This window comes from Amantichitinum ursilacus (assembly GCF_001294205.1).
Taxonomy (GTDB): Bacteria; Pseudomonadota; Gammaproteobacteria; order Burkholderiales; family Chitinibacteraceae; genus Amantichitinum; species Amantichitinum ursilacus.
Map to the genome: position 1 here is coordinate 319,619 of NZ_LAQT01000009.1, position 24,761 is coordinate 344,379.

Annotated in this window: 24 protein-coding genes; 18 read left to right on the top strand and 6 right to left on the bottom strand. The window is 59.5% G+C overall.

Going from position 1 to position 24,761, the window contains the following annotated elements:
* Positions 1-29 precede the first annotated feature (29 nt).
* Genes pyrF through rfaE1 form a run of 3 tightly spaced genes read left to right on the top strand, consistent with a single transcriptional unit; the run spans position 30 to position 2,993 of the window.
* Complete coding sequence (gene pyrF, locus WG78_RS12775) at positions 30-737, top strand: orotidine-5'-phosphate decarboxylase (protein WP_053938210.1); 708 nt, start codon at positions 30-32, stop codon at positions 735-737.
* Complete coding sequence (locus WG78_RS12780) at positions 734-2,050, top strand: UDP-glucose dehydrogenase family protein (protein WP_053938211.1); 1,317 nt, start codon at positions 734-736, stop codon at positions 2,048-2,050. Before pyrF ends, WG78_RS12780 begins: the two co-directional genes overlap by 4 nt.
* Positions 2,028-2,993 (top strand): D-glycero-beta-D-manno-heptose-7-phosphate kinase, encoded by a 966-nt coding sequence (gene rfaE1, locus WG78_RS12785; protein WP_053938212.1) that lies wholly within the window; start codon positions 2,028-2,030, stop codon positions 2,991-2,993. The genes WG78_RS12780 and rfaE1 overlap by 23 nt, the downstream gene beginning before the upstream one ends.
* A 79-nt stretch (positions 2,994-3,072) precedes the next feature.
* Here the strand turns inward: rfaE1 and WG78_RS12790 are convergent, their stop codons facing one another.
* The 6 genes from WG78_RS12790 to fdxA form a co-directional block, all read right to left on the bottom strand.
* Positions 3,073-4,887, bottom strand: a complete 1,815-nt coding sequence (locus WG78_RS12790) for a GGDEF domain-containing protein (RefSeq protein WP_053938213.1) — start codon at positions 4,885-4,887, stop codon at positions 3,073-3,075.
* A gap of 242 nt (positions 4,888-5,129) precedes the next feature.
* A complete protein-coding gene (gene rplI / locus WG78_RS12795) occupies positions 5,130-5,579 on the bottom strand; it encodes a 50S ribosomal protein L9 (RefSeq protein WP_053938214.1) in 450 nt (149 codons plus the stop codon).
* A 17-nt stretch (positions 5,580-5,596) separates the two neighbouring features.
* A complete protein-coding gene (gene rpsR / locus WG78_RS12800) occupies positions 5,597-5,824 on the bottom strand; it encodes a 30S ribosomal protein S18 (RefSeq protein WP_053938215.1) in 228 nt (75 codons plus the stop codon).
* Between the two features lie 11 nt (positions 5,825-5,835).
* Complete coding sequence (priB, locus tag WG78_RS22125) at positions 5,836-6,144, bottom strand: primosomal replication protein N (protein WP_161805115.1); 309 nt, start codon at positions 6,142-6,144, stop codon at positions 5,836-5,838.
* A 25-nt stretch (positions 6,145-6,169) separates the two neighbouring features.
* Entirely contained in the window at positions 6,170-6,535 is a 366-nt protein-coding gene (gene rpsF, locus WG78_RS12810) for a 30S ribosomal protein S6 (RefSeq protein WP_053938217.1), read from the bottom strand.
* A 144-nt stretch (positions 6,536-6,679) separates the two neighbouring features.
* Positions 6,680-7,003 carry a ferredoxin FdxA gene (fdxA, locus tag WG78_RS12815; protein ID WP_053938218.1) on the bottom strand — a complete coding sequence of 108 codons (324 nt, stop codon included), beginning with the start codon at positions 7,001-7,003 and terminating at the stop codon, positions 6,680-6,682.
* A 165-nt stretch (positions 7,004-7,168) separates the two neighbouring features.
* Between fdxA and gluQRS the strand changes: the two genes are divergently transcribed.
* The 15 genes from gluQRS (at position 7,169) to WG78_RS23255 (ending at position 24,435) form a co-directional block, all read left to right on the top strand.
* Positions 7,169-8,110, top strand: a complete 942-nt coding sequence (gene gluQRS / locus WG78_RS12820) for a tRNA glutamyl-Q(34) synthetase GluQRS (RefSeq protein ID WP_053938219.1) — start codon at positions 7,169-7,171, stop codon at positions 8,108-8,110.
* A gap of 227 nt (positions 8,111-8,337) precedes the next feature.
* Positions 8,338-11,214 (top strand): motility hub landmark protein FimV, encoded by a 2,877-nt coding sequence (locus WG78_RS12825; protein ID WP_152969184.1) that lies wholly within the window; start codon positions 8,338-8,340, stop codon positions 11,212-11,214.
* 48 nt (positions 11,215-11,262) lie between these two features.
* The gene (locus tag WG78_RS12830) at positions 11,263-11,880 is read left to right on the top strand and encodes an energy-coupling factor transporter transmembrane component T family protein (protein ID WP_269082668.1); all 618 of its coding nucleotides are present in this window, start codon (positions 11,263-11,265) and stop codon (positions 11,878-11,880) included.
* Entirely contained in the window at positions 11,877-12,659 is a 783-nt protein-coding gene (truA, locus tag WG78_RS12835; RefSeq protein ID WP_053938222.1) for a tRNA pseudouridine(38-40) synthase TruA, read from the top strand. The genes WG78_RS12830 and truA overlap by 4 nt, the downstream gene beginning before the upstream one ends.
* A 23-nt stretch (positions 12,660-12,682) precedes the next feature.
* Entirely contained in the window at positions 12,683-13,309 is a 627-nt protein-coding gene (locus WG78_RS12840) for a phosphoribosylanthranilate isomerase (protein WP_053938223.1), read from the top strand.
* Positions 13,306-14,517, top strand: coding sequence for a tryptophan synthase subunit beta (gene trpB, locus WG78_RS12845; RefSeq protein ID WP_053938224.1), 1,212 nt, complete (start codon positions 13,306-13,308; stop codon positions 14,515-14,517). Before WG78_RS12840 ends, trpB begins: the two co-directional genes overlap by 4 nt.
* An 88-nt stretch (positions 14,518-14,605) precedes the next feature.
* On the top strand, positions 14,606-15,409 hold the full coding sequence (trpA, locus tag WG78_RS12850) for a tryptophan synthase subunit alpha (protein WP_053938225.1): 804 nt from the start codon (positions 14,606-14,608) through the stop codon (positions 15,407-15,409).
* Between the two features lie 13 nt (positions 15,410-15,422).
* Positions 15,423-16,301, top strand: a complete 879-nt coding sequence (gene accD / locus WG78_RS12855; protein ID WP_053938226.1) for an acetyl-CoA carboxylase, carboxyltransferase subunit beta — start codon at positions 15,423-15,425, stop codon at positions 16,299-16,301.
* Positions 16,301-17,584 carry a bifunctional tetrahydrofolate synthase/dihydrofolate synthase gene (gene folC / locus WG78_RS12860; RefSeq protein WP_053938227.1) on the top strand — a complete coding sequence of 428 codons (1,284 nt, stop codon included), beginning with the start codon at positions 16,301-16,303 and terminating at the stop codon, positions 17,582-17,584. Before accD ends, folC begins: the two co-directional genes overlap by 1 nt.
* Positions 17,571-18,383: an SPOR domain-containing protein gene (locus WG78_RS12865; RefSeq protein WP_053938228.1), complete on the top strand. Its 813-nt coding sequence runs from the start codon at positions 17,571-17,573 to the stop codon at positions 18,381-18,383. The genes folC and WG78_RS12865 overlap by 14 nt, the downstream gene beginning before the upstream one ends.
* A 46-nt stretch (positions 18,384-18,429) precedes the next feature.
* Complete coding sequence (locus WG78_RS12870; RefSeq protein WP_053938229.1) at positions 18,430-18,921, top strand: CvpA family protein; 492 nt, start codon at positions 18,430-18,432, stop codon at positions 18,919-18,921.
* Positions 18,922-18,983: 62 nt separating this feature from the next.
* Positions 18,984-20,516: an amidophosphoribosyltransferase gene (gene purF, locus WG78_RS12875; protein WP_053938230.1), complete on the top strand. Its 1,533-nt coding sequence runs from the start codon at positions 18,984-18,986 to the stop codon at positions 20,514-20,516.
* A gap of 135 nt (positions 20,517-20,651) precedes the next feature.
* Complete coding sequence (locus WG78_RS12880) at positions 20,652-21,830, top strand: O-succinylhomoserine sulfhydrylase (protein ID WP_053938275.1); 1,179 nt, start codon at positions 20,652-20,654, stop codon at positions 21,828-21,830.
* Positions 21,831-22,037: 207 nt separating this feature from the next.
* On the top strand, positions 22,038-24,107 hold the full coding sequence (locus WG78_RS12885; protein WP_053938231.1) for a carbon starvation CstA family protein: 2,070 nt from the start codon (positions 22,038-22,040) through the stop codon (positions 24,105-24,107).
* Positions 24,100-24,435, top strand: coding sequence for a YbdD/YjiX family protein (locus tag WG78_RS23255; protein WP_053938232.1), 336 nt, complete (start codon positions 24,100-24,102; stop codon positions 24,433-24,435). The genes WG78_RS12885 and WG78_RS23255 overlap by 8 nt, the downstream gene beginning before the upstream one ends.
* Positions 24,436-24,761: the final 326 nt, after the last annotated feature.

Sequence of the window (24,761 nt, forward strand, 5' to 3'; positions counted from 1 at the left end):
ACTGGATAACACACTGCTGAAAAGGACTTATGTCTCAAGATCCTCGCATTATTGTCGCCCTCGATTACGCTGATCCAAAAGCCGCCCTGGCTTTTGCCGATCGCGTCAGCCCACAGGAATGCCGGCTGAAGGTGGGCAAAGAGCTGTTTACCATCGCCGGGCCGGGCGTGGTGGAAAGCCTGATTGGTCGCGGGTTCGATGTGTTTCTCGACCTTAAATTCCATGACATCCCCAATACCGTGGCGCAAGCCTGCAAAGCTGCCGCCAGCCTGGGGGTGTGGATGGTGAATGTGCACGCTTCGGGCGGACGCAAGATGATGGAAACCACGCGCGATGCGCTGGAAGGGCTGTCGCATCGCCCTTTGTTGATTGCCGTCACCGTGCTGACCAGCATGGATGCCGAGCAACTGGCTGATCTGGGGTTGCCGGGCCCCGAGGTGCAAGTGCCGCGGCTGGCGCAACTGGCGCAGCAAAGTGGTCTGGATGGCGTGGTGTGTTCGGCGCAAGAAGCGCAGCAGCTAAAGGCGTTGTGTGGCGCGGACTTCAAACTGGTTACGCCTGGCATCCGCCCCGCCGATGCGGCGCTGGATGACCAGAGCCGGGTGATGACGCCTCAGGCCGCCCTAAGTGCAGGCGCCGATTATCTGGTGATTGGCCGCCCGATTACGCAAAGCGCGGATCCGCTGGCCACTCTTAAAAAAATCAACCAGAACATCAAGGAAGTCACGGGCTTATGAAAATCACTGTGATTGGTACCGGCTACGTAGGCCTGGTCACCGGCGCATGCCTCGCTGAATATGGCAACGACGTGCTGTGTCTCGATCTTGACCAGCGCAAGATCGATATACTGCGTGCGGGCGGCATCCCGATTTACGAACCGGGCCTCGACGATGTCGTGGCGCGTAATGTCGAAGCGGGGCGTCTGCGTTTCAGTACCGATATCGAAGAATCGGTCGCGCATGGCACCGTGCAGTTTATTGCCGTCGGCACGCCGCCTGGCGAAGACGGTTCGGCCGATCTGCAATATGTGACCGCTGCCGCGCGCAATGTCGGCAAGTACATGACCGACTACAAAGTGGTGGTCGACAAGTCGACCGTGCCGGTCGGCACCGCCGAAAAAGTGGCCGATGCGATTCGTGAAGAGTTGGCCAGGCGCGGCGTCGATGTGCCGTTTGGTGTGGTGTCGAACCCTGAATTTCTGAAAGAGGGCGCGGCCGTCGCTGACTTTATGCGCCCGGATCGCATTGTGGTCGGCGCGGAAGATGAACGCGCCATCCGCATCATGCGCAGCATTTATCAGCCGTTCCAGCGCAACCATGAACGCATGCTGGTGATGGATATCCGTTCGGCCGAACTGACCAAATACGCCGCCAACGCCATGCTGGCCACGCGCATTTCGTTTATGAACGAGTTGGCCAACCTGGCGGAAAAGCTGGGCGCTGATATTGAACTGGTGCGCAAAGGCATCGGCTCTGATCCGCGCATTGGCTACAGTTTTCTGTACCCGGGTTGCGGCTATGGCGGTTCGTGTTTCCCCAAAGACGTGAAAGCGCTGCGCCGCACCGCAACTGAGTACGGCATGGACTTGCAAGTGCTCGGGGCGGTGGAAGCCGTTAACGATCTGCAAAAGGAACGTCTGCTGCAGAAAGTGGTAGACCGCTTCGGCGAAGATCTGCGTGGGCGCCGCTTTGCACTGTGGGGCCTGGCGTTCAAGCCGCGCACCGACGATATGCGCGAAGCGCCCAGTCTGGTCATCATTGATGGCTTGCTGAGCCGCGGCGCCACGGTCTGCGCGTTTGACCCGGTCGCGATGCAGGAAGCGCGCCATACGTTGGGCGACCGCATCGATTACTCGGTATCGCCAATGGGTACGCTCACCGACGCAGACGCCTTGCTGATCGTGACGGAATGGAAAGAATTCCAGTGCCCTGACTTTGAACGCATTGCCGCCACGCTGAAACAGCCGGTGGTTCTCGATGGCCGCAATCTGTACGACCCGGCCATGGTTCGTGAATACGGAATTGACTATGACGCCATCGGCCGCCGTTGAAACGCCTGAATTCACCGCACTGCGCAGCGCGGTCAGCACTGCGCGCGTATTGGTGGTGGGTGATGTAATGCTGGACCGTTACTGGTTTGGCGATGTCGATCGCATTTCGCCCGAAGCGCCGGTACCGGTGGCGCGCATCCGCAAAACCGACGAGCGCGCGGGCGGCGCCGCCAATGTGGCGCGCAATATTGCCGCGCTGGGCGGCAAGGCTACTTTGCTGGCCGTAGTGGGCGAAGACGAAGCGGGCGATAGTCTGGAACGCCTGCTGATTGCTGACGGCGTGGATGCGCAGCTTTACCGCGATCCAGCCATTGCCACCACCGTTAAATTGCGCGTGTTGGCCAAGCAACAGCAACTGCTGCGTATCGACTTTGAAGAATCGCCCAGCCACGAAATCCTCGCCAGCAAGCTGGATGATTTCCGTCGACTGTTGGCCGATATCGACGTGGTGATCTTGTCGGATTACGGCAAGGGCGGTTTGCGCCACGTCTACGAGATGATCGCGGCCGCGCGTAATGCCAACAAGCCGGTGCTGGTTGATCCGAAAGGCGAAGACTATGCGCGCTACCGTGGCGCGACGCTGCTGACGCCCAATCGCTCCGAGTTCCGTCAGGTGGCGGGCCCGTGGCGTGATGAGGCCGATCTGGTGGCCAAGGCGCAGTCAATGCGCGAACAGCTCGATCTGGATGCGCTGCTGGTTACGCGCAGCGAGGAAGGCATGACTCTGTTCCGCAAACAGGGCGTCAACCACACGCCGACCCTGGCGCGCGAGGTGTATGACGTCTCGGGCGCGGGCGATACCGTCATCGGTACGCTGGGCTTGATGCTGGCGGCCGGGCAGGCGTTGCCGGAAGCCATGCAGTGGTCCAATCGGGCGGCCGGCATTGTGGTGGGCAAGCTGGGTACGGCGGTCTGCACCACGGATGAATTGTTCGGCGCGTAATCCGCGCTGAATCGTAGCAATTAAAAACGGGCAGGGATTTTTGATCCATGCCCGTTTTTTTTTGAACTACACGCGGCTCTTAGCCTGGCGAGGCCACGGTATCGGGCGGCACTTCGACTTCAACGCGGTTCTTGCCCGCCTGCTTGGCGCGATACATGGCGGCATCGGCGCGGTCGATGGCTTCGTGGCCGATTTCGCCGGGGGCCAGCAGCGTCACGCCCGCGCTGAAGGTGATCAGCACCTTGTCGTTATTGTGCAAGAAGAAACGTCGCGTCAGTTCGCGCTGCAAACGCAGCATGGCGGCTTCGGATTCCCGCAGATCGGTTTCTGGCAATAGCAGTACAAACTCTTCGCCACCGTAGCGCGCGATTTTGTCGGTGGGACGCAACAGCGATTTAACCACCGCCACCAGGTGGATCAACGCCTGATCACCCGCGCTGTGGCCGCGCACATCGTTCAGCTTTTTAAAGTTATCGATATCCAGCAACGCCAGCCCCAGCGGCTTGCCGCTGCGCAGCGCGCGGGCGGCCTCAACCGTCAAGGTCTCATCAAGGCCGCGGCGGTTCATTGCGCCGGTCAACTGGTCTTCGCGCACCTTTTCGCTGACTGCTTGCAGCTCTTTTTCCAGCTCGTCGATACGGGTTTGCGCTTCGTTGACGCGCGTACGCGCTTCGACCAGCTCGTCGCGGCTACGCACCACATCCAGCTGCATCGAGCGCGTGTCGTGCGTCAGGTTCTCCAGCACGACCTTCAGATCGGACAAGTTATTGCTGCGGCTGATCTGCTCGGAATAAGTGGTAATGCGTTGTTGATATTGGTCGGTGCTGTCGGAGATCGTGCCCAGCCGATCAATAAACGTCGACATCATTGATTTCAGCGCCGCCTGCGCCTCACGCAGACCTTGCTTGAGCACGCTTTGCTTGTAGATCACTTCCTTGATGCCGGCTTCCGCGTCATAGATCAGCCGCATGTCCAGCGGCTGCGCCATGATTTCTTGAACCACGGCAATCTGGCCGCGCACCCAGGTTTCATCGACGATGATCTCGCCGATATTGTCGGTCAGCAGGCGCAACAGGCTGAGCAGGCCATCACACAAGCGCGTTTCTTGCGAATTGCTCAGCTCCAGCCGGATCCAGAATTTCTTCAGGCGCGGCATAAACTTTTGCAGATCGCCTTCGTTGGCGACTGCATCCGCTTCGCGTGCCAGTGCGGCGGCCTCAATGGCGATTTCGGGGTAATGCGTCAGCCGCGCGGCCAGGCCCAGATCAAGGGCATGCGACAAGGATTCGCGCCATTCCGCCCAGCTAGCAGGGCCGCCAGGCGCCGCTGGGTCTAAAGCCATGGGCGCGATGCTGGACGCCGGTTGCACCGCTTCGTCGGCTTCGCCCAAGCCGTCAGACGGCGTGCCGGTTTCGCCCCACGCGCGCACCAGACCATCAAGTTTTTCGTTCAGCGAGGATGGGTCGCCACCAAAGTTGATCAGCACCCGCTCCAGCGCATCTTGCTTGCGCGCGGCGGTGTAGTTGGGATTGCGTAAATCCCACTGTTTGACCAGATCGCGAATCAGTTCGGCCCAGCCGCGTGCCAGTTGCGTCTGGCCGCCTTGCAGTTCAACGCAGCGAATGGCGAGTTCGGTGACTTTCTCCCAGTTGCTGGCGCGGATGCAGCGGCGCAACTGGTCCAGTGAGCGGGAAAGTTCGGGAGATTGGCGCGGCAATGATGACAGCGTGTCTTCCAGCTGTTTGGCCAGCGGCGGGATGCGCTCTTCCTCGGGCGTGCCGGCGATGCCATGGTAAATCTCTTCGTAATGATCAGGAGTGGGCGGAATACGCCGCACCGCCAGCTGCTTGAAGGTTTCGCGCGCGACATCGGTCGGGTTGATCAACTTGCGCATGGCTATAGGCTTCCTCGGGCAGTGCCGGTGTTCTGATAAAACAGAGAGTGATTATAGAGAGAAGGGCGCGCAAATGCCGCTGCCAGTGGGCTGTTTTTTTATGCCATCCGGGCGCTGTGTTGTATGTATACCCATGTATGGGGCGGCAGCGTGCCGGGTATCGCGCGCATAAAAAAAACGGGAAGCATAAGCTTCCCGTTTTCTGGTGTGATGCTGCGGCTGTAACCAGCCGCGCGGTGAGCTTAGTGCTCGCCAACCACAACCACTTTCACGTCCACGGTTACGTCGTGGTGCAGAGCCAGCACCAGTTCGTATTCGCCCACAGCCTTCAGGGCGCCTTCCGGCAGACGGACTTCGTTCTTGCTCACTTCGTTGCCAGCAGCGGTAAACGCATCAGCAATGTCAGCGGTGCCAACCGAGCCAAACAGACGGCCATCAACGCCAGCCTTCTGGCTGATGGTGACAGAAGCGCCAGCCAGCTTTTCAGCACGAGCTTGCGAACCGGCCAGGATTTCAGCTTGACGCTTTTCCAGGTCTGCACGACGAGCTTCGAACTCTTGCAGGTTAGCTTCGGTAGCACGCTTGGCTTTGCCTTGGGGGATCAGGAAGTTACGGGCGAAGCCGTCCTTCACTTTAACCACGTCACCCAGACCACCCAGGTTGCCCACTTTTTCAAGAAGAATGATTTGCATGTTATATGTTCCCCGACTTAGTGCAGGTCGGTGTACGGCAGCAGAGCCAGGAAGCGCGCGCGCTTGATGGCAGCCGACAGTTGACGTTGGTACTTGGCCTTGGTGCCGGTGATACGGGCCGGGATGATCTTGCCGTTTTCAGCGATGAAATCTTTCAGGAGCGCGGTGTCCTTGTAGTCGATTTCTTTGATGCCTTCAGCGGTAAAGCGGCAGAATTTCTTCCGCTTGAAAAGATTACGAGACATGGATAGATCCTTTAATTCAACAATTCGTACTGTTCGATGTGCAGTACCAGGCGGTTACGTTGTTTTTGTCCGGCGCTGGCGAGAAACCCGCCAATCTGTAGTGCCTGACCAATTGCAACCTGCTCAACAAACCGTTTGGCAAGTGGGCCGGTAATCTTGGCCACTGCTTCCAGGGTAACGCGTCGGGGCATACCGTTTTGCTGTTGTTCCGATTCGTGCAGCAAAGTCACTTCAAGAATCGGGATGCCAGCGGGCGTTAGCCTTAGCGCTTGTTTTTCAAGCAATGTTGCAGTCAACGTGACCTGGTTACTGATCGTCACTGGTTTAGTGCTTGCGCTTTGCAGCTTAAGCAGCCTGGCCTTCTTGCGAAGCCGGGGTCAGCGAGCGGGACTTTTCTTCCTTCATCATCGGGGAAGCTTCGGTCACAGCGTGTTCCATCTTGGTGGTCAGATGGCGCAGTACGGCGTCGTTGAACTTGAAGGCGTGCTCGAGTTCGTCCAGGGTTTCCTGGCCGATCTCTACGTTCAGCAGAACGTAGTGAGCCTTGTGGATTTTCTGGATCGGGTAAGCCAGTTGACGGCGGCCCCAGTCTTCCAGGCGATGGATCGTGCCGTTGCCCGTAGCGATCAGGGACTTGTAACGGTCGATCATGGCGGGCACTTGCTCGCTCTGATCGGGGTGCACGATAAATACGATTTCATAATGTCGCATGTGCTCTCCTTACGGATTGGTTCAGTCTGCCGCGTGCGACGACGGTCAGACAAGGGGTGAATCGGCGATTATAAGCAGATTAGCGACCGCACGGCAACCGCGATCATGCTTTGCCATGTCTGCGCGGGCGCAAACATGCGGTGATCAGCGCTCGATCTGGTCAAACTTGCCACTCACCGCCGCCCAGGTTTCGTGGTCGGACATCGGGTCTTTCTTTTCCACGATGGCGGGCCACACCTGCGACATCTCGGCGTTCAGGGCAATGTATTGCTGCATATCGCCGGGCACGTCGTCTTCGGCGTAAATGGCTTCGACCGGGCATTCAGCCACGCACAAAGTGCAATCAATACACTCGTCCGGATCGATGACCAGAAAGTTGGGGCCTTCACGAAAGCAATCCACCGGGCATACGTCCACGCAGTCGGTGTACTTGCATTTCACACAGGCGTCGGTGACAACGTAGGTCATGATTTGTCCTTTTCTGGAGTCGGGATAGGGCAGCGCCGCAGGGCAGCCCCGTATAAAATGGGTGAATTAGCCGGGCATTTTAGCGTAAAGCCTGGCTGCCCTGAAGCAATTACATGCCAAGCACGCCTGTCATAAAGCGCGGTTTTGCATATATCCCTTATAGATATGTCCGATAACGCCTCTACATTCCCATCCAGTTTGCCCGCCCACAACGCGCCCTATTGCGGCCGCTTTGCGCCTAGCCCGACAGGCGACCTGCATCAGGGCTCATTGATTGCTGCGGTAGCCAGCTATCTGGACGCACGCGCGCATCACGGTCGCTGGCTGGTGCGCATGGAAGATCTGGATGTCACCCGCTGTATGCCCGGCGCGGCGGATCGCATATTGCATTTGCTAGACGCCTGGGGCTTTGAATGGGATGGTCCGGTTGTTTATCAAAACAGCGCCGAGCGCCAACAGCGCTACGCGCAAGTGCTGCAAAGCTTGCGTGATGCTGACATGGTTTATCCATGCGGCTGCTCACGCAAAGAAATCGCCGAAGTGGCCCATGCGGGTATTGATGGTCCGGTTTATCCTGGTATTTGTCGCCACGGATTGGCATCTGGCCGCGAACCGCGCGCCTGGCGGATACGAACGGTAGATACGCCGCTGCGATTTATTGATTTAATTCAGGGTGCGCAAACCGCCGATCTCGCTAATGAGGTGGGCGATTTTGTGTTGCGGCGCGCCGATGGTTTGTTTGCATATCAATTGGCGGTGGTGGTGGATGATCAGGATCAAGGTGTAACGCATATCGTGCGCGGCGCTGATCTGCTTGATTCGACCCCTCGTCAGAATTATTTGCGGCAATTACTGCATTATCGGCTTCCGGAATATGCGCATATTCCAGTGCTGGCCAATGCGGCGGGCGAAAAATTAAGCAAACAAACCCGTGCAAGCGCATTGCAAATAGAACAAGCAGTACCTGCAATCTGGTCGGCATTGTCGTTTTTAGGGCAACAGCCGCCCGCGGAGTTGGCGCAAGGGGCGCTAAAACCGTTGTGGGATTGGGCGCGCACGCACTGGCAACTGAGCCGGATTGCGCGCCGACGCAGTATCAGTAGTTAAAAAAACAGGGGTAATCAGTATTCATTCTGTTGTATTGATTGAATGGAATGGATATTTGATTTGACAATGACAATTGAATTGGCGATTTTTGCAATTCTGACCGCGTCAGGATTGCCCGTGGCAAGCGCCTTGCAGGGCTTTGCTACCGGATGTTATGTTCTCGTCCCTGATTGGGATGCGGGCACGATCGCAACGTGTCTTAAGTAATAAAAGCAACGGGGGAAGCTGTGCCTATCAAAACTGGAGTCAAAGCCTGCGTACTGGCGCTGATGATCGCGGCGCCATGGGGAGCCGAAGCAGCCGGGTTGGGACGTTTAAATGTCTTGTCCGGGCTGGGGCAACCTTTCCGCGGGGAAATCGACCTGGTTTCCGTGCAGCCGGAAGAAGCCGATTCGCTGGTCGTCAGCCTGGCGCCGCCAGAAGCGTTCAGCGCAGCGCAAGTGCCGTACCCCGCAGGTGGACTGGGTTTGCGCTTTCAGATCGACAAGCGCCCCAACGGCCAGTATTACGTGGTGGTCAACTCTGCCCAGGCGATTAGCGAGCCTGTGCTGGATCTGGTAGTAGACCTGAACTGGGCCTCGGGCCGCATTCAGCGCACCTATACCGCTTTGATTGATCCCGTGGGCTACAACAACGCCAGCAACGGTAATGGTGGCTCGGCCGCCAGCAACTTCAGCGGCACTCGCACTTTTGGCAAGGCCATCACACCGTCCAGCCCGACTGTAAGAAGTCGCGGTGGCAGCCGCCGTGCTCGTGCCGCCGCCAAGGCGCCCACTGACAATGTTGCATCGGCACCCGTGGCACAAGCCGCACCGGCCGCTGCTGCCGGCGACAACGCTGGCGCCGATAGCTATACCGTTAAATCAGGCGACACGCTGTCGAGTATTGCGCGTTCGGTGCAGCCGGGCGGGGTGAGCCTGGAGCAAGTGCTGGTCAGCCTGTATCGCAATAACAGCAGCGCTTTTGACGGCAACATGAACCGTCTCAAGCGGGGCCGCATCCTGCAAGTGCCGACGCCAGAAAAAATGGCCGAAGTCAGCCGCAAGGATGCCGCCAAAGAAATCCATCTGCAGTCGCAAAACTGGCACGCCTACCGTGACCAGGTGGCTGAGAACGCGGAGAAAACCCCCGCCGCTGAGTCGGGCAATCAGTCCATTAGCGGCAAGATTGGCGCCAAAGTCGAAGACAAGGGCGTTACCGAGGGTCAGCAAAGCAAGGATGTGCTGAAGCTGTCCAAGGGCTCGGACAAAGCCGCCGCTAACGGTGGCAGCAAAGACGCCAAAGAAGAAGCGCGCGTCGGCAAGCAAAAAGAAATGCAGGACGCGCAAGACCGCGTCAATTCGCTCAAAAAGAACGTCAAGGACATGAAGGGTCTGTTGGCCATGCAAGGCGCCGCTTCGGCCGCCAAAGCCACGCCAACACCCGAACCGACCGCTGTGCCGACGCCTGCGCCCACGCCGGTTGCGACCGCAGCGCCAGTGGTTGCCGCTGCCAGCGAAACCGCATCGGCACCGGTCGCTGCCAGCGATGTGGCTTCCGCACCCGCTGCGGCTTCGGATGTCGCCAGCGCGCCAGCCGTGGTGCACAAGCGCCGTGTGATCCCGGTCACCGTGCCGGTCGCCGAGCCGTCGCTGATGGACACCATCATGGACGATCCGCTGATCCCGGGCGGCATCCTCGCGGTGCTGCTGCTGGGTGCAGGCGCATTCTTTTATATGCGTCGTCGCAAAAAGCCGGCTGCATTTGAAGACAGCATCATTACCGGTGGCGATCTGAAGCCGAACACGGTGCTGGGCCAGACCGGCGGCGCGGTGATCAGCACGCAACCGACCGAAAATTCGTTCCTGACCGATTTCAGCCGTCAAGGCCTCGGCACCATCGATACCGATGAAGTCGATCCGATTGCCGAAGCTGAGGTGTACATGGCCTATGGTCGTGATGCGCAAGCCGAAGAAATCCTGAAAGACGCTTTGTCGAAAGACCCGTCGCGCCACGAAATCCGCATGAAATTGCTGGAAATCTACGCCGCACGCAAAGACAAAACCTCGTTTGAAGAAGTGGCCACCGATCTGTATGCCGCGCAAAACGGCCGTGGTCCGCTGTGGGAACAAGCTGCCTACACCGGCCGCACGCTGGACCCGGAAAACCCTCTGTACGGTCGTACTGAAGGCACCGCGGCTGGCGCTGTCGCAGAACCGGCTTTGGGCACCGGCGCGTTGCTGACTGGCGCTGCGGTTGCAGGTGTCGCCGTGGCAGGTGCTGCCGCTGCGTCTGAAGCGGCCCGTCATGATCTTGATTTTGATCTGGGCTCCGACCCGGTTGCCGCGGCTGAACCGGCTTCGCTGCTGGCGGAAACCCCGTCGCCGTTGGCCCCGCAAGCCGATGCGCCGGTGTTTGACATGCCGCATCTGGAACCAGTCGCTGCGCCGGTGGTGGAAGACACCGCCGCGACGGACCTGGCCGCCGATCTGGGCAACGATCTCGACTTTGATCTGGACCAGTTCAGCGTGCCGGAAGCGCCGGCCGCACCGCTGGCCGAGCCGACCCTCAACCCCGCGATTGATAGCGATCCGCTGGCCGATCTGAACGCCACCGCTGACCTTGATCACGACCTGGACTTTGGTCTGGATGCGGGGCTGAACACCGGTCTGGCAGAAACGTCGGCTGATCCCCATTTTGAAGCCGAGCCGGATTATTCGGCCGATCTGGGTAGCCTGGAAGACACCGATCTGGACCTCGATCTGGATCTGGGTTCGCTGGATATGCCGGAAGAGCTGGCTGCCGCACCGGCTCCGGCCGAAGCGCAAGACGATCTGGGCCTCGATTTCAGCTTTGATCTGAACGAACCTGTGGTGGCATCGCCGGCTCCGGCAGTGCCGGGCCTGGATACGCTGGATCTGGCGCTGACCCCGCCACCGGCTGGCCAGGATCTGCAAAGCAGCGACTTTGCCAGCGATGATCCGGTGCAAACCAAGATCGATCTGGCGCGTGCCTATATCGATATGGGCGATGTCGAAGGCGCTCGAGAAATCCTGCAAGAAGCACTGGGCGAAGGCAATGCCAACCAGCAAACCGAAGCGCGTAGCCTGTTGGATGCGCTGTAAGGTCGACGGGTAGTGCATCCGGCAAACCGGGTTCTTTGCTGGCTATGGGTGGCGTGTGTGCTGCAGTTGTTGCGGCCCACGCCACTTGTCGTTTGCGCCGTGCTGCTGGTGCTGCTGACCAGCTGGCTGGAATGGCCGCGCATGGCGCGCATGCTGCGGCGCGTGCGCATTTTGCTATTGGCGATATTGATTGTGTATGGCTATTCCACACCGGGCCTTTATCTGTGGTCCGGCTGGGGCGCCCCGACGCGCGAAGGTTTAATGGCGGGCGGCGTGCAGGCGCTACGGCTGCTGGCGGTGCTCAGCGCGTTGCAATGGTTGCTGCGCGGCATGGATCGCAATCGCCTGTTCGCTGGCTTATATATATTGGCTGCGCCGTTGCGCGCGCTGGGCATCAATCGTGAACGCTGGGCTTTGCGCCTGGCGCTTACGATGGACCAAGCCGAAGCCTTACTGGCAGAACGGCAGGACTGGCGCGGCTTGTGGCGGCAGTTGAGCGCGCTGGATCAACTTGCGGCGGATGCCCCCGCGTCGCCCAGCTCGCCCGTTGCCACAGTGGTTACGCTGCCGCAAGTGCGGCTGACACCGCCGCAACGCAGCTTGCTGATCGGGCTGCTGTCAGGCATCGTGCTAACCTTCGTTTTTTTCTCATCGGTTTACGCATGAAATACGCGCTCGCCATCGAATACGACGGCCGGGCTTTTTGCGGCTGGCAAGTGCAGCCCGATCAGCTGACGGTGCAAGGCGCGCTGGAATACGCGGTGTCGCGCATGGCGGGCGAGCCGATCCGTGTGCACGCAGCGGGCCGCACCGATACCGGCGTGCACGCCAGCGGCCAGATCGCGCATTTTGATACCGACGTCAAACGCCCGCTGACCGCATGGGTGCGTGGCGTAAACAGCTTTCTGCCCGATGGCGTGGCGGTGCGTTGGGCGCAAGAAGTCCCCGATGCGTTTCACGCGCGCTTTTGTGCCACGTCGCGCCACTATCGCTATCTATTGCTAAATCATCCGGTGCGTCCGGCTTTACTGGCGGGGCGCGTGGGCTGGATACATAACGAACTTGATGTGGACGCGATGCGCGCCGCTGCCAGGTTATTGCTGGGCACGCATGATTTCAGTAGTTTCCGTGCCGCCGAATGCCAGGCCAAAACGCCGGTCAAAACCATGAAGCGGGTCGACATCAATGCCATGGGCACGCTGTGGGCGATTGATTTTGAGGCCGATGCCTTTCTGCACCACATGGTGCGCAATCTGATGGGTGCGCTGTTGCATATCGGCAAAGGCAACGAGTCGCCGGAATGGATTTTGCACATGATCGCCTTGCGTGATCGCACGGTGGCGCCGCCGACGTTTATGCCCGACGGCCTGTATCTGGCTGGCGTAAGCTATCCGGCCGAATTTGGCCTGGCCAGCGAACCCGATCCGCGTTACGGTCTGATCTGACCGCTCTTAGTCTGGATATCTCTATGCCTGACCGTTTTCCTCGTATCAAGATTTGCGGTTTGCGTGACGCAGCGACCGTCCGGCTGGTAGCCAAGGCGGGCGCCGATGCAATCGGTTTTGTGTTCTACGCGCCCAGTCCGCGCAATATCGACGTCGAGCCCGCCAAGGCATTGTTGGCGGCGGTGCCCGCATTTGTGACCACGGTGGGTTTGTTTGTGAATGCCGACGCCGACTGGCTGCGGCAAACCCTGCGCGAACTGCCGCTGGACCTGCTGCAGTTTCATGGGGATGAGTCGCCCGAATACTGTCGCAGCTTTGGCCGACCGTATATCAAAGCAGTGCGAGTAAAACCGGGCACAAATTTGTTAGAATACGCGGCGCTTTACCATGACGCGCGCGGGTTGCTGGTGGATGCCTTTGTCGAAGGCACCCCAGGCGGTACCGGCGAAGCATTTGATTGGTCACTGATTCCTGCAGATTTGCCCTTGCCGTTGATACTGTCCGGCGGGCTGCATGCAGGCAATGTGGCAGAGGCCATCGCTGCGGTTAAACCGTGGGCGGTGGATGTATCCAGCGGCGTTGAAGCCAGCCGCGGAATCAAGGATCACGGCAAGATCGTCCAATTCATCAAGGCAGCGAGAAGCGCATGAACGATTTCCTTCGTTACGACCAACCTGATTTGCAGGGCCATTTTGGCCAGTTCGGTGGCATTTATGTGGCCGAAACCCTGATGCCCGCGCTGGATGAATTACGCATCGAATACGAAAAGGCCAAAGCCGATCCGGCTTTCATGGCCGAATACCATCACGAGCTCAAGCATTACGTGGGCCGTCCTTCCCCGATTTATCACGCCCAACGCTGGTCCGAACTGCTGGGCGGCGCGCAGATTTATCTGAAGCGTGAAGACCTGAACCACACCGGCGCGCACAAAGTAAACAACACCATCGGCCAAGCCTTGCTGGCACGCCGCATGGGTAAGAAACGCGTGATTGCCGAAACCGGCGCGGGTCAGCACGGCGTGGCCACGGCCACCGTGGCGGCGCGTTACGGTCTGGAATGCGTGGTGTACATGGGTGCCGAAGACGTCAAACGTCAGTCGCCCAATGTATTTCGCATGAAGCTGCTGGGCGCCACTGTGGTGCCGGTTGAGTCGGGCTCCAAAACGCTGAAAGACGCCATGAACGAGGCGATGCGCGACTGGGTGACCAACGTCGATAGCACCTATTACATCATCGGCACCTGCGCCGGCCCGCACCCGTATCCCAAGCTGGTGCGTGATTTCCAGTGCGTGATCGGCGAAGAAGCCAAATTGCAGATGCCCGAAATGATCGGCCGTCAGCCCGATTACGTGGTGGCATGTGTTGGTGGCGGTTCCAACGCCATCGGCATTTTCCACCCGTATGTGCCGGTGGAAGGCGTGCGTCTGATCGGCGTTGAGGCCGGTGGCGATGGCGTCGAAACCGGCCGTCACGCCGCGCCGCTGACCGCCAACGTTGGCACCGGCGTGCTGCACGGCAACCGCATGTATCTGATGCAGGATGAAGATGGCCAGGTGGCGGATACCCATTCGGTGTCGGCGGGCCTCGATTATCCGGGCGTCGGCCCGGAGCATTGCTATCTCAAAGACATCCATCGCGCCGAATACGTGGCCGTTACCGACAGCGAAGCCATCGCGGCATTCCACGATCTGAGTCGTTTTGAAGGTATCATCCCGGCGCTGGAATCCAGCCACGCGCTGGCACATGCGGCCAAACTGGCTAAGACGTTGCCGAAGGACCAGGTGATTCTGGTTAATCTGTCCGGCCGCGGCGATAAAGATATCCCGACCATGGCGCGCCTGGCCGGTATCGAACTGTAATCACTCGCGATCGTTAATCCGCTGCGCGCCAGGTCGTCCACACGGGCAACTGGCGCGTTTCTACCCTCAGACTAAAAGACGGAAGATTATGTCCCGCATCCAGAACACGCTCGCCGCACTGGCGCAACAAGGCCGGCAAGCGCTGATCCCGTATATCACCGCAGGCGATCCGCGCCCCGGTATTACGGTAGAACTTATGCACGCGCTGGTGGATGGCGGTGCCGATGTGATCGAACTGGGTGTGCCATTTTCTGATCCGATGGCCGATGGCCCGGTCATCCAGCGTGCTAACGAACGCGCGCTGGCGCATAAGACCAGCCTGCGCCATGTGGTGGCGATGGTTGCCGAATTTCGCAAGACCAACGCCGCCACGCCCGTGGTGCTGATGGGTTATGCCAACCCGGTGGAGCGTTGGGGTTATCAAGACTTTGCCGCCACCGCGCATGCCGCGGGCGTCGACGGTTTGCTGGTGGTGGATATGCCGCCCGAAGAAGCCGAGCCGCTGGCCAATGTGTTGAAAGCCAATAAGATTGACCCGATTTTCCTGATGGCGCCGACGACCCCGGTGTCGCGCCTGCAGGCCATTGATCGCCTGGCCAGTGGCTATGGCTATTATGTTTCTCTGAAAGGTGTGACCGGCGCGTCGCATCTTGATCTTTCGAACGTGGCCGAAAAGCTGGCGGTGATTAAACAGCACCTCAGCATTCCGGTCGGCGTGGGCTTTGGTATCCGTGATGCCGACACCGCCCGCAGCGTCGCGCAAATTGCCGACGCCGTGGTGATCGGGTCGCGTCTGGTGCAAGAAGTGGAAGCCGGCGAAGACGGTCTGGCAGAACGCCTGACTGCCTTCCTCAAAGGCGTCCGTGCGGCCATGGATACGGCTCGCGCATAAGGAGTATTAACAAATGAGTTGGCTGCAAAAACTGCTTCCCCCCAAGATCAACAAAACCCGCGAGCCGGGTGCGCGTTCAGCCGTGCCGGAAGGCTTGTGGCACAAGTGCCAGGCCTGCGGCGCGGTGCTGTATCGCACGGATCTGGAGAAAAACCTCGACGTTTGCCCGAAGTGTAATTTTCATAACCGCATCAACGCTCGGCGTCGTCTCGACATCCTGCTGGACGCGGAAGGGCGTTTCGAGATTGGCGCTGAAGTGCAGCCGGTCGACATCCTCAAGTTCAAAGCCACCAAGCGTTACGCCGATCAACTGGTTAGCAGCAAAGAAGCCAGTGGCGAAGACGACGCCATGGTGGTGATGCAGGGCTCGATCCTGAACGTGCCCATCGTGGTGGCGGTGTTTGAATACAACTTCATTACCGGCTCGATGGGCTCGGTGGTGGGCGAGCGCTTTGTGCGCGGCGTTAAAGCCGCGATTGAAAACAATGTGCCGTTTATGTGTGTGGCCGCTTCGGGTGGCGCGCGCATGCAGGAAGGCCTGACTTCGCTGATGCAGATGGCCAAGACCAGCGCCGCATTGACGCGTCTGACGCAAGCGGGTCTGCCGTTTATCAGCCTGCTGACTGATCCGACCATGGGTGGCGTGTCGGCCTCGTTTGCTTTCCTGGGCGATGTGGTGCTGGCCGAGCCGGGCGCGCTGATTGGCTTTGCTGGTCCGCGTGTGATTGAACAAACCGTGCGCGAAACGCTGCCGGAAGGCTTCCAGCGCTCCGAATTTTTGCTGGAAAAAGGCGCCATCGACCAGATCGTCGACCGCCGCGAACAGCGCCAGAAGATTGCTGATCTGGTGACGCTGCTCAGTCGCCAACCTGCTGTTGCCACGGCGAACTGATGTCGCGCTTTGACGCGGCCACTCTGGCCGAGTGGCTCAGCCATCTGGAAAGCCTGCACAGCAGCGAGATCGATATGGGCCTGGTCCGGGTGTCGCAGGTACGCGACGCGCTGGGCTTGCAGCCCACCTTTCCGGTGCTCACCGTCGGTGGCACCAATGGCAAAGGCTCCGTCTGCGCGATGATGTCGAGCATGTTGCGTGCCGCCGGTTACAAGGTGGGCACGTTTACCTCGCCGCATCTGCTGCATTACAACGAGCGAGTGCGCATCAATATGGAGCCCGCCAGCGACGAACAGTTGGTGGCCAGCTTCCGTGCCATTGAAGCCGCACGCGGCGAAACCACGCTCACGTATTTCGAATTTGGCACGCTGGCTGCAATGCACCAGTTCATCGCCGACAAGGTCGATGTGGCGGTGATGGAAGTGGGCCTTGGCGGGCGGCTGGATTCGGTAAATACCTTCGATGCCGATGTGGCGGGCGTGGTCAGTATTGACCTCGACCACCAAGCCTGGCTGGGTGACAACCGCGAAAGCATCGGTGCGGAGAAGGCCGGTATTTTCCGTGCAGGTAAACCCGCGCTGTGCGCCGACCCCAATCCACCGCAATCGATACTCGACGCCGCAGAACGCGTGGGTGCGCCGTTGCAGCTGATCGGCCGCGATTTTGGTTACGCCAAAGAAGGCGAGGGCAATCAGTGGGTTTGCTGGACACCGCACGGCGCGCGTCATGCCCTGCCGCTGCCGGCGTTGCGCGGACCTTATCAACTGGCCAACGCCAGCATCGCGATCGCCATGCTGGATGCGGTGCGCGATCGCCTGCCGCCGGGCATCGGCGATATCAAACGCGGTTTGCTGGAAGTGGAATGGCCCGCACGATGCCAGGTATTGCCCGGTCGCCCGCAAACCGTACTTGATGTGGCCCACAACCCCCACGCCGCGCGCGCATTGCGTACGGCGCTGGACCAGATGGGCTTTTCCGCCCGTACTCACGCCGTATTTGGCGCGATGGCGGACAAAGATATTGCCGGCGTGGTCAGCGCACTGGCCGATCGCATTGATCGCTGGTATCTGGCTGCGCCCGATCTGCCACGCGCTGCCAGCGTGGAACAACTCGCCTCTATCGTATCCAGCGTCGCGCCGCAAGCGCCGCAAGCCGGTTTTGCATCGGTGTCCGCGGCATGGCAAGCAGCCTGTGAGCAGGCTGCGGAAGCTGATAGAATCCTGGTCTTTGGATCCTTCTACACCGTCGCCGAAGTGATGAACGCCCAGCATGGCTCGAGATAACGTTCCAGAAGAACTGCAATACCTGCGCAAGCGGGCGCGTCGTCGCCTGGTTGGCGCAATCGCCCTGGTTGTTTTTTCCCTTACCGTTCTCTGGACCGTACTGGATTCCCAACCGCCGACCAATCTGGTGTCGCAGCACGCGGTGGAAATCATCGCCAGCGCGCCCAGCTCTGGCGTCGCGTCGCAGGTCGTCATCGCTAACGATGGGGTTGATGCCGGCATGGATGCCAGCGCAGCTGCCGTCGCGCCGCAACCGGTGCTGGTGCCTGCGGGTTCCGCGCCCGCTGCCGTGCCGCCGCCTGCCGTGGTGGCGCATAACAGCGAACCGACGCATGCCTCCACACTGTTACCCGGCAAGCTGGTGCGCCCGGGTGCGGATGATGAAGACGCGCATACACCCAAGCCGACGCCAGCCAAGGGGGCTGTCGCCAAACCGAAACCCACGCCAACGCCGAAACCGGCCGTCAAAGATGTGAAAGACACGGTCAAAGACAGCAAGCCTGCCGCCAATGACCCGGAACGCATTCTTAACGGCATGGATGACGCGACCAGCGCGAAGAAAGACGACAATTCGCCGCGCCACTATGTGCAGCTGGGCGCGTTTGGTGATGCAGAAAAAGCGCGTCAGACCGTGAGCAAGCTGAAGGCCGCAGGGATGCCGGCCTACGCCGAGAAGGTAACCACCAGCAACGGCACGCTGACCCGCGTGCGGGTGGGCCCGATCCTGGCCAACGAGGCGTACGCAATCAACAAAAAACTTGGCGCACTGGGTTACCAGGGCCAGGTGGTCAGCAAATAACGATGATCCACCGCAACGCACGCCACGGTAGCAAGCAGGTGCCGGCATGACGCTGTTCGACTACCTGGTACTGGCAATCCTCGGTCTATCGATCCTGTTATCGGTAATGCGCGGGCTGGTGCAGGAAGTCATGGCGCTGGTGGGCTGGGCTGCGTCGGCGTGGCTGGCGTTTCATTTCGCCAGCGCCGTGGCGGTGTTCATGCCGCAAGCGCTACCCACCGATCAGTTACGTTATCTGGCCGCATTGGTCATGATCTTTTTTGGCAGCTGGCTGTTGTGCTCGCTGATCCGCATTACGCTGGGCCAGTTTCTGACGGCCACCGGGCTCAAGCCGCTGGATCGGCTGGCGGGCTCGGTGTTCGGACTGGCTCGCGGCTTTCTGTTTACGTTGATGTTGGTATTGCTGGCCGGGCTTACCCAGGTTCCACAAAGCCCGCTCTGGCGAAATGCCATGTTCAGCCCCATGTTCGAAGAAGCGGCGCGCATGACGCTGCCCTGGCTGCCCCAGCAAGTGGCGGCGCACATCCATTACGATTGATGGCGCGGAACGTTGATCGTTTTTCCGGTAACTGGTTTTAGCAGATTCAAGAGGCATTCAGCATGTGTGGCATCCTGGGCGTAGTCGCCAAATCTCCGGTCAACCAATTGTTATACGACGGCCTGCTGGTGCTACAGCATCGGGGCCAGGATGCGGCCGGCATCGTCACCGCCGAAGAACAACGGCTGCACATGCACAAAGGCCAAGGGCTGGTGCGCGACGTGTTCCGCACCCGCAACATGCGCTCGCTGTGGGGCAACACGGGCATTGGCCACGTGCGCTATCCCACCGCCGGTTCGGCCAGCAGCCTGGCCGAAGCGCAACCGTTCTACGTCAACAGCCCGTTCGGCATCGTGCTGGCGCACAACGGCAACCTGACCAATGACAGCAAGCTCAAGGACGAGATGTATCGGACTGACTTGCGGCATATCAATACCAATTCGGATTCCGAAGCGCTGCTGAACGTGTTTGCCCACGAATTGCAGAAACGCGCCAACGGCTTCCAGCTGGATCAGGACATTATTTTTGAAGCCATCGCCGCCGTGCACAAGCGTGTAAAAGGCGCTTACGCAGTGGTCGCGATCATTGCAGGCTACGGTCTGGTCGCGTTTCGCGATCCGCACGGTATTCGACCGCTGACGCTGGGTATGCACGATACGCCGGAAGGCCCGGAATACCTGGTTGCCAGCGAATCGGTTGCGCTGGATACGCTGGGCTTCAAGCGCCTGCGTGACATCGCGCCGGGCGAGGGCGTGTATATCTCGTTTGGTGGCGAATTCAGCAGTCGCCAATGTCATCCTGCCGCGCAGCTGGTGCCGTGTATTTTCGAACACGTGTACTTTGCCCGCCCGGACACCATCATCGACGGCATTTCGGTGTACGAAGCGCGTCTGAAGATGGGTGAATACCTGGCCAAAAAAGTCGCGCGTGAAGTCGCTGATCTCGATATCGACGTGGTTATCCCGATTCCTGACACCAGCCGCGCTTCGGCGTTGCAACTAGCCATCAAGCTGGATTTGCCGTACCGCGAAGGCTTTATCAAAAACCGCTATATCGGCCGCACATTTATCATGCCAGGCCAGGCGTCGCGCAAGAAGTCGGTGCGCCAGAAGCTCAATCCGATCGGCGTGGAATTTGCCGGCCGCAGCGTGTTGCTGGTAGACGACTCCATCGTACGCGGCACCACCTCCAAAGAAATCGTGCAGATGGCGCGTGAAGCGGGTGCCCGCAAGGTCTACCTGGCTTCGGCTGCGCCGCCGGTGATGTTCCCGCATGTGTATGGCATCGATATGCCGACGCGTGCCGAACTGATCGCCACCGGTCGCACCGCTGCGCAAATTGCCGATGAAATCGGCGCCGATGCGGTGATCTATCAAGACCTGAGCGATCTGATTCTGGCGTGTACCGAAGCCAGCGGCGGCAAGATTTCGGAATTCGAAACCTCGTGTTTTGACGGTAACTACATCACCGGCGATATCACCGACGAGTACCTGGACCAACTGGAAGCCAAGCGCCTGTCGCCGCTGTCCAACCGCACCACCGAGGCCGGTTTGCTCGACATGAACATTGGTGTGGCCGAACAAAACCTGATGTAATCGCAGCACCCATAGGGTGGGTCAAGACCCACCAACCAAAGCCAGGCGTCCGGACATCAATGTCCGGTTATGCCACTCTGGTTGGTGGGTCTTGACCCACCCTATGTTGTTTCTAACGACAAGGAAGGGATGGACATGGCGGATCTGGATTATTCAAAGCTGCATCGCGACACGTTGGCTGTGCGCGCCGGTACCGAACGCTCGCAATTTGGTGAGCATTCCGATGCGATGTACCTGACCTCAAGCTTTGTAATGGAAAACGCCGAGCAAGCGGCGTTGATGTTCTCCGGCCAGATCCCCGGCTATACCTATTCGCGCTTTACCAATCCCACCGTGTCGGCGTTTGAACAGCGTCTAGCCGCGCTGGAAGGCGCCGAGCGCGCCGTGGCCACCGCCTCGGGCATGAGCGCGATCACCTCGTTGTGCATGGCGCACCTGAAAGCAGGCGACCATATCGTTGCGTCGAATGTGCTGTTCGGCTCGACCATGACTTTCTTCAATAACTATCTGACGCGTTTTGGCATCGAAGTCAGCTACGTTTCGCCGCTGGATATTGCCGAATGGCAAGCGGCGGTGCGCCCGAATACGCGCTTGTTCTTCCTCGAGACGCCGTCCAACCCGCTGGTGGATGTGGCCGATATTCAAGCGATTGCCGATGTCGCGCACGCCAACAACGCACTGTTGACGGTGGATAACTGCTTCTGCTCGCCCGCGCTGCAACAGCCGCTGCGTTTTGGCGCGGATATCGTGGTGCATTCGGCCACCAAATATATTGACGGTCAGGGCCGCGTTCTGGGTGGTGCAGTGGTCGGCAGCAGCGCATTGATCGAACCGGTGTATTTGTTTCTGCGCACCGCGGGCCCAACTTTGTCGCCGTTTAACGCCTGGGTGTTGTTGAAGGGGCTCGAAACTTTGTCGCTGCGCATGAAAGCGCACTGCGATAACGCCATCCAGTTGGCGAGTTGGCTGCAAACGCATTCTGCCATCGAAAAAGTGTATTACACCGGCCTGAAAGATCACCCGCGTCACGAACTGGCCAACAAGCAGCAAAGTGGACATGGCGGCGTGGTGTCGTTTGATCTGAAGGGTGGCAAAGAAGCCGCATGGAAACTGATCGACGCCGTGCAGCTGATGTCGCGCACCGCCAACCTGGGCGACACGCGCACCACCATTTCGCACCCGGCCAGCACCTCGCATGGTCGCTTGACGCCAGAAGCCCGTGCCCGTGCCGGCATAGGCGACGGGCTGGTGCGTATTTCGGTAGGTCTGGAGCATATCAGCGATCTGATCGCCGATCTGGAACGCGGCCTGTAATCGCATTCCACGCTTGTCCCCCGGGCCCGGTTAAACCGGGCCTTTATTTTTGCCGCACCGCCCCGGCAATCAGAAAATTCTATTTTTCTCCGAATCGCGAAAGAGTGATGAAAGACGTAGTGTGTTTGTATAGACTACGAAAACGCGCCAAAGCGTTTAAAATGCTTTCGGCGCGGCTTGCATTCGAATTCAATCTCGGGGAAGCGCATGGGCCGTATTCAAGACAAATTGTTATGGGTGGCGGTGGCCATCGTAGGCGCGATTGCCTTTGGCATTCTGGCGCTCAGTCGCGGCGAGCACGTTAATGCCGTCTGGATTGTGGTGGCGGCGATCGCCTGTTACGCCATCTCTTACCGCTTCTACAGCCGTTTTATCGCCACCAAAGTGTTCGAGCTCGACGACAGTCGCAAAACGCCAGCTGAACGCCGCAACGACGGCCTCGATTACGTGCCTACCAACAAGTTCGTCCTGTTTGGCCACCACTTCGCCGCCATTGCTGGCGCAGGGCCGCTGGTAGGGCCAATTCTGGCGGCGCAAATGGGTTATCTGCCGGGCACGCTGTGGATTTTGATTGGCGTGATGCTGGCTGGCGCCGTGCAGGATTTTCTGGTGCTGTTTATCTCAACGCGCCGCGACGGCCGTTCGCTGGGCGAAATGGCCAAGCAGGAACTGGGGCCGTTTGCGGGTGTGGTGGTGATGTTGGGCGCGTTAGGCGTGATGATTATCATCCTGTCGGCACTGGCCCTGGTGGTGGTCAAAGCCTTGGCCGATAGCCCGTGGGGCGCGTTTACCATCGCGGCCACCATTCCGATCGCCTTGTTTATGGGCGTGTATATGCGCTATATCCGCCCGGGTCGTATTGCCGAGATTTCGGTGATCGGCTTTGTGCTGATGATGGCGGCGATTATCTTCGGCGGCGATATCGCGCAGAGCCCGACCTGGGGCCCGCTGTTTACGCTCAATGGCACGCAGATGACCATTGCCCTGGTGATCTACGGCTTTATCGCTTCAGTGTTGCCGGTGTGGTTGCTGCTGGCACCACGGGATTACCTGTCCACCTTCCTCAAGATTGGCGTGATTGTCGGCTTGGCCATCGGCATCGTATTTGCCGCGCCCGACCTGAAAATGCCCGCAGTGTCGCGCTTTATCGATGGCTCCGGCCCGGTGTTCAGCGGCGGGCTGTTTCCGTTTCTGTTTATCACGATTGCGTGCGGTTCGATTTCGGGCTTTCATGCCTTGGTGGCTTCCGGCACCACGCCCAAGTTGATTGAGCGCGAAAGCCATATTCGCGCGATTGGCTACGGCGCGATGCTGATGGAATCGTTCGTCGCCATCATGGCGCTGATCTGCGCGTCGGTCATCGATCCGGGCGTGTACTTTGCGATGAACTCGCCAGCCGCGGTGATTGGCAAAACCGTCGAAACCGCCTCTGTGGCCATCAATAGCTGGGGCTTTGTGGTTACGCCGGACACCTTGCTGGCCGTTGCACGTGATGTCGGCGAAAAAACCATCCTGTCCCGCGCTGGCGGTGCGCCAACATTCGCGGTCGGCATGGCGCATATCGTGTCCGATGTGTTCAACAGCCGCGCGCTGATGGCGTTCTGGTATCACTTTGCCATTCTGTTTGAAGCGCTGTTTATCCTGACCGCCGTCGACGCCGGTACGCGCGCTTGCCGTTTCATGGTGCAGGATCTGGCCGGTGTGGCCTTCCCCAGACTGGCTCGCAGCCATAGCTGGGGTGGCAATCTGATCGGCACCACGCTGGCGGTCGCAGGCTGGGGTTACTTTGTCTATCAGGGCGTGGTGGACCCGCTCGGCGGCATCAACACGTTGTGGCCGCTGTTCGGCATCGGCAACCAGATGCTGGCCTCGATGGCGCTGATCCTGGGTACGGTGGTTTTGTTCAAGATGAAAAAAGAGCGTTACGCGTGGGTGACGATTTTGCCGACCGCGTGGTTGTTTATCTGCTCGATGACGGCAGGCTGGCAAAAGATCTTTAGCGATAATCCGAAGGTTGGTTTTCTGGCCGTGGCCAACAAGTTCAGCGCTGCGGCTGAGCAAGGCACCATCCTCGCACCTGCTAAAACCATCGACGATATGCAACGCATTGTGCTTAACAACCAGGTGAATGCAGCGCTATGCGGTTTCTTTATGCTGGTGGCCGTGGTGATGCTGGTTTCGGCCGCGCTTAATATCCGCGCTGCGCTCAAGTCGCGCCAACCGACCACGCACGAAGCCGACATCGAATGGCGCGGCGGGGCAACGCATCATGCTTGAGCTGTCGGCGCACGCACCAGCCGATGAGCTGGACCGGGCCTATGCGCGCTATCTGCAATTGCAGTTACGCGCGCGGGCTCCGGCCCTGAGTCGTGCGGAATTTGCACATCAGCAATTGCTGGCAAGCAGTTGGGTGGAGCGCGTCAAGGACGTGTTGCATAAGCTGGTGCAGATGGCGCGCTTGATGGTGGGGGTGCGGGATTATGATTATTACTTGCAGCATATGCAGCAGCGGCATCCGGATGTAGCGCCGATGACGCGGCGGGAGTTTCATCGGTATTGCGTTGATGCGCGGTATGCGGGGAGTGGGAAGGGGTGTCCGTGTTAGGCGTCTGGCGTGAACGTCATAAACCGCTTAGCCTGCGGCGCATTTTTGATACCCGGGGGTGCCCGGGAGCACGTCACTTTCTCCTACAGCCGAGAAAGTAACCAAAGAGGCCGCCCTTAGCTGCCGCAATGCGGGGGTAGGTCAAAAGCCTCAAGCACATCCTTTGGGTTGCATAGCTGCCGCTCCGCGGACGCGACGCTCAGTCGGAGCCCGATAGGGCTGGTCTCCTACCTTCGCGCGCTCAGGAGATGGCGTGGCGTAGCCAGGGTTGCTGCCTCGTTGCTGCGCAACATCGGGTGGGCGTGGATGCTGGGCCGTGGCAGTGA